The organism is Pseudoalteromonas sp. APC 3691 (assembly GCF_030408135.1).
Taxonomy (GTDB): Bacteria; Pseudomonadota; Gammaproteobacteria; order Enterobacterales; family Alteromonadaceae; genus Pseudoalteromonas.
This window is the reverse complement of the sequence record NZ_JASDCB010000097.1, coordinates 1-9993: the sequence shown is the minus strand read 5'-3', so window position 1 is coordinate 9993 and position 9993 is coordinate 1. Positions and strand designations below refer to the sequence as shown.

General features: G+C 39.3%; 10 protein-coding genes and 1 pseudogene. 7 read left to right on the top strand and 4 right to left on the bottom strand.

Annotation, left to right across the window (positions count from 1 at the left end):
• From QL998_RS19515 to yegD, 6 genes and pseudogenes are all read left to right on the top strand, one after another.
• Positions 1–193, top strand: a pseudogene (locus tag QL998_RS19515) (IS4 family transposase); the annotation flags it as partial.
• A gap of 407 nt (positions 194–600) precedes the next feature.
• Entirely contained in the window at positions 601–2874 is a 2274-nt protein-coding gene (locus tag QL998_RS19510) for a TonB-dependent receptor (protein ID WP_024605364.1), read from the top strand.
• Positions 2875–2979: 105 nt separating this feature from the next.
• Positions 2980–3279, top strand: a complete 300-nt coding sequence (locus QL998_RS19505) for a hypothetical protein (RefSeq protein ID WP_002958185.1) — start codon at positions 2980–2982, stop codon at positions 3277–3279.
• A gap of 76 nt (positions 3280–3355) precedes the next feature.
• The gene (locus tag QL998_RS19500; RefSeq protein ID WP_182196075.1) at positions 3356–4012 is read left to right on the top strand and encodes an HAD family phosphatase; all 657 of its coding nucleotides are present in this window, start codon (positions 3356–3358) and stop codon (positions 4010–4012) included.
• Positions 4013–4045: 33 nt separating this feature from the next.
• Positions 4046–4888, top strand: coding sequence for a DNA ligase (locus QL998_RS19495; protein WP_182196073.1), 843 nt, complete (start codon positions 4046–4048; stop codon positions 4886–4888).
• A 62-nt stretch (positions 4889–4950) separates the two neighbouring features.
• Positions 4951–6315 (top strand): molecular chaperone, encoded by a 1365-nt coding sequence (gene yegD / locus QL998_RS19490; protein ID WP_290193328.1) that lies wholly within the window; start codon positions 4951–4953, stop codon positions 6313–6315.
• Positions 6316–6334: 19 nt separating this feature from the next.
• Here the strand turns inward: yegD and QL998_RS19485 are convergent, their stop codons facing one another.
• From QL998_RS19485 to QL998_RS19475, 3 genes are all read right to left on the bottom strand, one after another.
• On the bottom strand, positions 6335–6799 hold the full coding sequence (locus QL998_RS19485) for a methylglyoxal synthase (protein ID WP_002958191.1): 465 nt from the start codon (positions 6797–6799) through the stop codon (positions 6335–6337).
• A gap of 66 nt (positions 6800–6865) precedes the next feature.
• Positions 6866–7510 (bottom strand): LysE family translocator, encoded by a 645-nt coding sequence (locus tag QL998_RS19480; protein WP_024595670.1) that lies wholly within the window; start codon positions 7508–7510, stop codon positions 6866–6868.
• Positions 7507–8706, bottom strand: a complete 1200-nt coding sequence (locus QL998_RS19475) for a multidrug effflux MFS transporter (RefSeq protein WP_290193327.1) — start codon at positions 8704–8706, stop codon at positions 7507–7509. Before QL998_RS19475 ends, QL998_RS19480 begins: the two co-directional genes overlap by 4 nt.
• A gap of 183 nt (positions 8707–8889) precedes the next feature.
• On the opposite strand from QL998_RS19475, the gene QL998_RS19470 reads away from it, so the two are divergent.
• Positions 8890–9363 (top strand): hotdog fold domain-containing protein, encoded by a 474-nt coding sequence (locus QL998_RS19470; RefSeq protein ID WP_272451478.1) that lies wholly within the window; start codon positions 8890–8892, stop codon positions 9361–9363.
• A 21-nt stretch (positions 9364–9384) separates the two neighbouring features.
• Here QL998_RS19470 and QL998_RS19465 read toward each other — a convergent pair whose 3' ends face one another.
• Entirely contained in the window at positions 9385–9867 is a 483-nt protein-coding gene (locus QL998_RS19465; RefSeq protein WP_024605845.1) for a polymer-forming cytoskeletal protein, read from the bottom strand.
• Between the last annotated feature and the right edge of the window lie 126 nt (positions 9868–9993).

Genomic DNA, 9993 nt, shown 5'->3' with positions numbered 1-9993 from the left:
TCATGGCTTTGCGGGATATACAGGATGAGATACTCTGGTGTGCCATCGCTTCGCCAGGTTCAATTCCAAAGAAATTAAGGGCAATGCGAGAACGAGTGAAACGTTATATTCTTCCAGAAAAAAGAAAACGGCCCAAAGTAGGACCGTTCGAATTTCAAAAACTCGGTACACCATTAAGTCAAAGCATGCTTAACTGAATGGTGTTAGCTCTTGGGCGGCTTTTAATAAAAACACAGGTGTTTCTATTTTAGGTTAACATGTAAAACAATCCCTTCTTCCTACTCCATTTTATTAAATCCAATAAAGGACATATGTCCTTAATATTAGAATTTTGCATCTAAATAGTGATAAAAACACGTGATTTTGTAGTTAAATGTTGCAAAAAAGTTTCTAATTATGTCTATATTTATGCAGTAAAATTGTCACACAATGGTATAATCTTAATCGTTCGTTCAGCCTTATAACATCGTTTTTGTACTCTCGGTAATAAGGTCCGCGCGCATGACGCAAGTCGCGAAAAATTGAACGAGCCCGCAATGAATACATTGCGCAACACAAAAAACCGTTGAACAAGAGTGCACAAAAAAGGTTAAACCCAACATGAAAGCAATGAAAAGATCTACGTTAGCTACCCTAATCAATGCAACGTTGTTCTCTGCAGTAGCAGGTACTTCATTTTCTTCTTTAGCTGCTGAAGAAGAAACAGCTAAAAAAAGTAATCAACTAGAAGTTATTCAAGTAACAGCTCGTAAACGTGTAGAAAACGCTCAAGAAGTACCAGTAGCAGTATCTGCACTACAAGGTGATAACCTTGATGCGTATAGCTCAGCTGGTATGGATATTCGTTTTTTAAATGCGAAAATTCCAAGTTTATCTATTGAGTCTTCATTTGGTCGTTCATTCCCACGCTTTTACGTTCGTGGTTTAGGTAATACCGATTTCGATTTGAATGCATCACAACCAGTATCACTTGTTGTTGATGAAGTAGTTCAAGAAAATGCAATTTTAAAAGGCTTCCCAGTATTTGATGTTGAACGCGTAGAAGTATTACGTGGACCACAGGGAACTTTATTTGGACGTAACACGCCAGCTGGCCTTGTTAAGTTTGATACTGTTAAACCAAGCCAAGAATTTGATGGTTATGGCTCTGTTTCATACGGTAGCCGTGGCGCTGTAGACACAAGTGGTGCTGTAGGTGGTGCTTTAACTGACCGTTTATCTGCTCGTGTTTCATTATTATGGCAAGATAAAGACGATTACATTGATAACCAAGCGCCAGGCTTTGAAGCTAAAGACGAGCAAGGTGGTTACACTGAAAAAGCGGCACGTGTTCAGTTTTTATATGAAGGCGATGATTTTACTGCTTTATTAAACTATCACACACGTGACTTAGATGGCTCACCAATTGCCTTTCGTGCGAATGTAATTAAAACGGGTACTAATGAGCTAGTAGATAACTACGAAAGTGATGTTGTTTATCAAGATGCGGCATCTCGCTCTACTCAACAAGTAGAATCTGAAGGCGCGAGCTTAAAGCTTGAGTGGGAACTTAAAAACCACACCATCACTTCAATTTCTGCATGGGAAAGTGCTGAAATATATTCGCGCGCTGATATTGACGGCGGTTACGGCGGCTTCTCAATAGATGACGTTCCAGTTGCTATGGGACCTGGTTTTATTCCTTTCTCTTCAGAAAGTGCTGATGGTATTCCAGATCACGACCAGTTAACGCAAGAACTACGTTTATCTAGTAACTTTGATGGTGACTTAAATTATCAAGTAGGTGTATTTTACTTTGATGAAGAGCTGACAATTGAAAACTTTAATTATAACACCGCTGATAATGGTGTATTAAATGGTTATGTTGAGCAGCAACAAGATACAACTGCTTGGGCAGTATTTGGCTCTGTTGATTATGTCGTATCTGATGATTTAAAAGTAACAGCGGGTCTTCGTTATTCAGATGATGACAAAGATTTTGTAGCTGATCGTACACTTAGCCCAACTGGCGCTGGTCCAAAAATTATTCCTGAAAACGTAAGCGATAGCCATGTAAGCTGGGATTTATCTGCAAACTACAAAGTAAACGATGATGTTAACTGGTACGGACGTGTAGCAAACACATTCCGTGCACCAAGTTTGCAAGGGCGTATTTTGTTTAATGAAGAAGTAACAATAGCTGATTCTGAAACTGTAACATCGTACGAAACAGGTATTAAATCAGACGTGTTAGATGGACAAGGTCGCGTTAATGCAACTGTATTTTATTACACAATGGATGACCAGCAACTTACCGCTGTAGGTGGTGATACAAACTCTAGTAGCTTAATCAATGCAGACAAAACAACAGGCTACGGCTTCGAGCTAGACACACAGTGGGTACTAAGTGATGAGTTTAATGCAACATTTAACTTAAGCTACAATAAAACCGAAATAAAAGATGACAGTATTTCAATACCAGTACCTGACCGTGTTACATTAAACGTGACTGATCCAATTAATAATTCAGGCTTTGCAATACTTGATGGTAACAGCTTACCGCATGCGCCTGAGTGGATCTCTAACTTTACGCTTCGCTACACTAAAGAACTTGCCGATGGTAACTTCTTCGCAAGCGGTGATATTTCTTATCGCAGTAAAATCAATATGTTCCTTTACGAATCAGTAGAGTTTGAAGGTAAAGAGCTTATTGAAACAGGTCTTCGTACAGGCTACACATGGTCTGAAGGCGATTACGAATACGAAGTTGCTGCTTTTGTCCGTAACTTATTTGACGAACAACAAGTTATTGGCGCTGTAGATTTCAATAACAATACAGGTATTGTTAACGAAGAGCGTTATGTTGGTGCTGAATTTAAAGTTAACTTCTTCTAGAGATAACCTTAAATTATATTAATTTTTAAAAGCCTGCCTTGTGCAGGCTTTTATGTTTTTATAAAGCTGGTAAAGTAGCGTTAATTAATTTAAAGAGATAAAAAGATGGCTGGATTTTGGAATTACCGTGTAATTTTTTGTGAAGCAACGAAAGACGAAGCAGCGCAATATCAAATACATGAAGTAGAATATAACCTAAATGGTAAAGTAACTAACTGGTCAGAAACTGGCGCAGCCCCTTTTGGAACAACCTTAGATGAGTTGAAAGATGACTCCGAGCGTTTAAAAACTGCATTTGATAAACCAGTACTTAAAGTTGTACGTAAAACGCGTGGCTACGAGCTTGTTGATGTTGAAACGGGTGAGGAAGCAACGGGTGAGCCGCCAGCAGGCTTAACGCAATAACTGTATTTATATAAAAGGTGCTTAAGGCGCCTTTTTTTATTGTCAAAATTTAGCTCAAGTTAAATAAGGAATGAGGATGACTTTAAAAGCAATATTATTTGATATGGATGGCACATTAGTTGATTCAGAAAGCATGCACTTTGTATGCTGGAGTAAATTACTTAAACCCTACGGCGTTAGTTATTTAGAAAATGATTTTTGTCAGCGCTTTTCGGGACGGCCCACTTTAGAAGCCGCAATCGAAATTAAGCAAGAGCATAACTTATCGGTAAGTGCACAGTTTTTAGCAGATGAAAAATACCGTTTATTTGGTGAATATGTAGTAACACATTTACCGCCACTGATGCCATTTACAGAGCAAACATTGAAAGCTGTAAAAGCGAGTGGCTTAAAAATGGCGCTAGTAACAGGCAGTGCTAAAAGTGAAGCTATGCCAATACTGAAAGGCTTAGGGTTTTATGAGCTGTTTGATACGGTGGTTACAAAAGATGATGTAACTAATCCTAAACCTGCAGGGGACCCATATTTACTGGCACTTGAGCAGATAAATATACAGGCAGGCAATGCAATTGCTGTTGAGGATACTTACACAGGGGTAACAGCTGCTAATAATGCTTTGTTACGTGTTGTAGCCATTGCCAATAGTCATACTAAAGATCACGACTTTAGCCAAGCTACCTATCAAATGAGCAACTTAGATGAGTTTTGGCAATGGGCGCAATCTCAACTATAGTTTAAGCCAACTTTTACGTGCTTGGATGCGCCAATGCTTACTATTAAACACCTGCTTTTAATTGTTATTGTACTTTTTACGCAATGCATAAGTGCAGCACAACCGTCTGTTTTACTGGCTAAAGTATATGACGAAACGAAGCATTATGATGTAAGTAAATATTTAGTCAGTGAAAAATATGATGGCGTAAGAGCTATCTGGACCGGCACGGAGTTTGTCACTCGTAAGGGTAATATTATCAATGCGCCAAGTTGGTTTACAGCGCCATTGCCAAATGTATGGCTTGATGGTGAGCTGTGGACTAAACGTGAGCACTTTTCTGCGCTTAGCGGCATAGTCAGAACTAAAAAACCTAATAATCATGATTGGCAAACTATTACTTATAAAGTATTTGATATGCCAGATAAAAATCTCCCTTTTAGCACTCGCTATAAAAACTATAATGAGCTTATCACTAGCCTAAACTCGCCGCACATTAGTGCTGTAGTTCAATATAGCTTTACAAATAATGAGCAGCTTACAGAGTATTTTGAGAACATAACTAAGCAGGGTGGCGAGGGCGTAATGCTTCATTTAGCTAGTGCTAAGCACAGCAATGGTCGAAGCAATGCCTTACTAAAATTAAAACCTTATTTAGATGCAGAAGCGGTTGTGATTGCGCATTTACCAGGTAAAGGCAAATACCAAGGTATGTTAGGTGCATTGAGGGTAAAAACAGCGCAGGGGCAGGTATTTTCTATTGGTACTGGGTTTAATGATGCACAGCGCTCCATCCCACCGGAGATTGGTAGTACTGTAACGTACCGATTTCATGGCTTAACAAAAAATGGGTTACCGCGTTTTGCCAGTTTTTTACGGGTCAGAGATAGTTTATAACATTTATAAATTTTACAAAGTGTGCTAAATTGCGCGGCCTTTTTGGTAATGTGTGGTGAAGTATGTTTGTAGGTTTTGATTACGGTAGTTCTAATTGTGCTATGGGTGTAATGAGCGAGGGTAATGTTCAATTAGTACCGCTAGAGCAAGGAAAACATTACTTACCGTCTACACTTTACACTCATCACAGCGCGTTGGTTGTTGATTTTGTTGCTAAGCATTTACATGGCACAGCCCATGAGCATGATTTTTTAACGCAGCGCCAAGCATTATTAAATACCTTACCTCGTATTAAGTCAGACCTTGATTTACAACCTTCAGATGAAACCCTATTTATTGGTCGTGAAGCGATTAGCGAGTACGTGCAGTTTCCTGAAGAAGGCTATTTTGTTAAGTCTCCTAAATCATTTTTTGGTGCAACAGGTTTAAAGCAAGGTCAAATTAACTTTTTTGAAGATATCGCAACCGCGATGATCTTAAAAATTAAGCAACGCGCTGAGCTCTCTTTAGGTAAAACACTTACACAAACAGTGATTGGTCGCCCAGTAAACTTTCAAGCTGTGGGTGGCGAGCAATCAAATCAACAAGCGGTCGGTATTTTAGAGCGTGCTGCTAAACGTGCTGGTTTTAAAGACGTAGAGTTTTTATATGAGCCACTTGCTGCGGGTATCGACTACGAGAGTGATTTAACTCAGGATCAAAAAGTCCTCGTTATTGATATTGGTGGTGGTACAAGTGACTGCTCATTTGTACAAATGGGTCCAAGCTTTAGAGGAAATAGCCAGCGCGATAGCGATTTTTTATCTCACAGTGGTAAACGTGTTGGCGGAAACGATTTAGATATTGCTTTGAGCTTTCATGGTTTAATGCCGTTATTGGGTTTAGGTAGTACGTTTAAATCGGGTTTGCCTTTGCCTAATCAAGCGTTTTGGCAAGCGTGTAAAATTAACGATGTAAACTTACAAAGCCAATTTTATAGTGAAAGCCATACCCGAGAGCTAAATGCACAATTACGTGATGTAAGTGCACCTGAGCTTTATAAGCGTTTAATACATTTACAGCAAAACAAGCAAGGCCATCAATTAGTGCAACAAGGTGAAGCGGCTAAAATAGCACTTTCGTCAGCTAGTGCGTTTGATTGTGATTTAAGCTTTTTAGATAGTGGACTGAATAAAAATGTATCGGTAAGCGATTTAGCTGTTGCCGTTGAGAGTAGTATTAGCCAAATAGTTACTTTAGCAAAACAAGCAATCAGCGACGCTGCGACCACGCCAGACATTATTTACTTAACAGGCGGTAGTGCACAATCACCATTGATTAAAGCGGCTTTAAGTAAGCACTTAGGCGATATAAAGATGGTTAACGGGGATCACTTTGGTAGTGTAACCGCTGGCCTGACTAAATGGGCCAGCATGCTTTATAAATAACCTAGATTACAATTGAGGTTTAAAGATCTATTTGTCGGGTTGCGAGGTATTTTTCGTAATCTGGCAATGTACGTTCAAGCTCTACGTCCATAAGCGGTGAGCTTAATAACATATCTGCACTTACCTCATTACACGCCACCGGAATATTCCAAACAGCGGCTAAACGCAGCAGCGCTTTAACATCAGGGTCATGAGGCTGTGATGCTAATGGGTCCCAAAAAAATATTAAAACATGTATCTCATGTTCTGCTATTTTAGCGCCAAGTTGTTGATCGCCGCCCATAGGACCACTTAAAAGCTGAACTACATCAAGCCCCGTAGTTTTTTGAATTAAATGCCCCGTAGTACCTGTGCCATATAAAGTGTGCTTACTTAGTATTTCTTTGTGCTTTTCACACCATAATTTTAGTGCTGCTTTTTTACCATCGTGTGCCACTAAAGCAATATTTTTTTGTGCGGGAAGAGATTGTGTTTTTTGTTCCATGCTAATTCTTTTTATTGGTGAACCTAAACTCGGAAGAATAAATCTCTTAACCAAAGTGCAGGTTAGTTAAAATAATAGATTGATAGCAAGGGCAATAAATACAATGCCAGTGATCCTATCAATCCAAAGTTGGCTATTTGGGTTACGTCTAAAAAACTGTGCAATTTTGTCGCCAAAATAAATATACGTGCAGTCAATCGGAAAAGCAAAAAGAGGGTAAAGTAAGCCAAAAAAAGCGAGCTGAAAAGTAGCCGATGAAAGCGTTGGATCTACAAATTGTGGAATAAATGCAATAAAGAATAATGCTACTTTAGGGTTTAATACTTCAGTCATCATGGCCTGAAACATGACATTACTTTTTTTACTGGTACTTATATGCGGTTTATCGGTTTGCTTGTCATCAGATGTCGGCTCTGGCTGCTTTAGCGTGCCTTTAATCATCATAAACCCTAAATAGCATAAGTATGCTGCGCCTGCATATTGCACTGCGGCATAGGCACTAGGGGAAGCTTTCAGTACTGCGCTTAGGCCTACAACAGCAAATAGCGTATGAACAACCCCACCTAATGCAAAACCAAAAGCACTTTGCATACCAGCACTTCGACCATTAGCAAATGTTTGCGCCATCAAAAATGCATTTGATGGCCCAGGCGCTACTGCCATTAAAAAGCTGGCTAATAAAAATGAGACTAGAAAGTCAGGGTTGATCATTGAGTACTTTTAGCCGGGTGTAAACTATGTGCTTTTTTGCTCATTAAAATAAGCCAAAGCGGAACTAGCAATAATAAGTGAAAAGCAATCAACCACGGTGTGCTTAGCCCTAAATATTGGGTTAAAACGACAAGTATACTTGCGCCACTCATTTGCATAGCACCGAGTAATGCAGAGGCTGTGCCTGCTTGTTTAGGAAAGCTAGACAGAGACATTCCTGCAGCAGAGCCTAAACTTAAAGCAAACCCTAATGCAGCAATTAAGATAGGTAGCATAAGCGCAAATGCTGTTTCTATACCGCTAAGGGCTAACATTAAAATGCCTGAGGAAACCAGTACACTCACACCGACACGCAAAGCACGTTGGCTATTTCGTTTAATGTAGGTTGGTAAAATAAAACTTGCGACAATACTTATTACGGCATTTAACGTAAACCAAAAAGTAAAGTCGGCTACGGTGCCGCCTAAATGTGTAATAAGCCAGCCTGGTGCGAGCGTTACATACACTAATATGGCCGACATTGAGACCATACAAATTAGGCTATTAAACAAAAATACCGGTGTTTTAATAATCGGTGTAAAGCGACGTAAATCTAAAATATGCCCCTGATAATGGCTATCAGCAGGACGAGTTTCTCTAAAAAAGAATAGCGTAACAACAAGCCCTACAATGGCAAACGCGGTTAAAAACATAAAGTTCATACGCCAGCCAAATTGTACGGTAAGCCAAGCCCCTAAAATAGGTGCCATTGCCGGAATAAAGCACACAATCCCGTTAAGGTAGGTAATCATTTGTCCGCTTCGTTCACTACCATATTTATCACGCACTATCGCAAATGCGACAACAAATGTGGCACACGCTCCAAACCCCTGAAAAGCACGTGCTATTAGTAATATCTCAAAAGAAGGCGAGTAGTATGCGAGTAATGCAGAGCTTGCATACAAACTAATGCCCACTACTGCCACTGGTTTTCGGCCAAATCTATCAGCCAAAGGGCCCGCAATTAATTGGCCTAAACCCACTGTAAGCATAAAAATAGCAACGGTTTGCTGTACTTGTTGTTCAGTAACTGCAAATTGTTCTGCAATAGTTGGAAAAGCAGGTAGGTAAATATCGATTGCCATAGGGCAAAATATAACGAGTAACGCTAAGATAAGTAACAAAGTCATATTAGGTTTAGCGGGCTGTGTTTGCATTGAGTCTCCTTTTGTCGAGTATTTTAGGTGGGCACTCATAAAAAAGAAAGGGCTTATGACCCCTGCATAGGTCGTCATTCTTACTTTTTGATTGGATTAAGCGAAAAAGCCAGCATAAATGCACTTTTTAAAACTGGTCTGATGTGTTAATTTTAAAAAAGTAACTGTTGATGGAAAATAATAATGAGTAATAAATCTGCACTTGTACAAACATGGCATAAATTTAAGCGCCTACCTTTTGGGAATTGGCTTTTTACTAAAGCTGTTTGCTTTAAAGCGCCATATTTTGGTTCGATGAAACCTTACGTACTCGATTTGAGAGAGGGCCATTGTAGTGCGGTGGTTAAAAACCGCCGAAGCGTTCATAATCATATTGGAACTATTCATGCTATTGCGCAGTGTAACTTAGCTGAATTGTGTGCAGGTGTAATGGTTGATGCAACAGTGCCAGTTAAAACGCATCGTTGGATCCCAAAAGGGATGACAGTTAGGTATTTGGCTAAAGTAGATACAGATGTACGAGCAGTCGCTGAAATTGATTTACCACATAAGTGGGTTGATAAAGAAGACTTAGTAGTACCGGTGAAACTGTATAATACCCGCAATGAGCTTGTTTTCACTGCAGATATTACTATGTACATTACTGAGAAAAGGTAACTTACGTAAAGCTGATTTGACTTAGCTTTTATCAGCGGCTTGTTTATTTACAAATGATAAGTCGCTGCCATCTTCTTTCAATAATGCTTTAACTTCTTTTGCGGGTTTTAGTTCTTTCGAAATTAGTTCCGGCTCTTCTTTTTCAAAGCGTTGCTTTATACTGCCTTCAATTACTGCGCCTGCATCAATACTCAATGTATCGTGAAATACATCGCCATGAACATGAGCGCCACTTTGTACTTTTACTTCACTGGCATTAATTGACCCAATAACTTTACCTTTAACAATAACGCTTTTAGCTTCAACAATACCTTCAACAACTCCCGCTGAGCCAATAACTAAATGCTCCACTTTTATGTCACCATCAATACGGCCATCAAGCTGTACTTCACCTTGGCTAACTAAAGTGCCTGTAAGGCGTACGTCTTCAGAAATAATAGACGGTGTGTGATTCACTCTTTTTAAATTAGAGCTAACTGTTTTTTGTTTTTTTCTACCAAACACACGGCAAGATCATTATAAATTGAACTTATAGAGCAAGTAGTGATCAGATCAAGGCATAATAATTACTTGGTCGCATAAATATGAGCACTACTTTTCTGAAACATTTTAATTCAATTACAGATCCTC

Coding starts and splice junctions, on each gene's coding strand:
- QL998_RS19510 (WP_024605364.1), top strand. CDS start 601: ATGAAAGCAATGAAAAGATCTACGTTAGCTACCCTAATCAATGCAACG.
- QL998_RS19505 (WP_002958185.1), top strand. CDS start 2,980: ATGGCTGGATTTTGGAATTACCGTGTAATTTTTTGTGAAGCAACGAAA.
- QL998_RS19500 (WP_182196075.1), top strand. CDS start 3,356: ATGACTTTAAAAGCAATATTATTTGATATGGATGGCACATTAGTTGAT.
- QL998_RS19495 (WP_182196073.1), top strand. CDS start 4,046: ATGCTTACTATTAAACACCTGCTTTTAATTGTTATTGTACTTTTTACG.
- yegD (WP_290193328.1), top strand. CDS start 4,951: ATGTTTGTAGGTTTTGATTACGGTAGTTCTAATTGTGCTATGGGTGTA.
- QL998_RS19485 (WP_002958191.1), bottom strand. CDS start 6,799: ATGGAACAAAAAACACAATCTCTTCCCGCACAAAAAAATATTGCTTTA.
- QL998_RS19480 (WP_024595670.1), bottom strand. CDS start 7,510: ATGATCAACCCTGACTTTCTAGTCTCATTTTTATTAGCCAGCTTTTTA.
- QL998_RS19475 (WP_290193327.1), bottom strand. CDS start 8,706: ATGCAAACACAGCCCGCTAAACCTAATATGACTTTGTTACTTATCTTA.
- QL998_RS19470 (WP_272451478.1), top strand. CDS start 8,890: ATGAGTAATAAATCTGCACTTGTACAAACATGGCATAAATTTAAGCGC.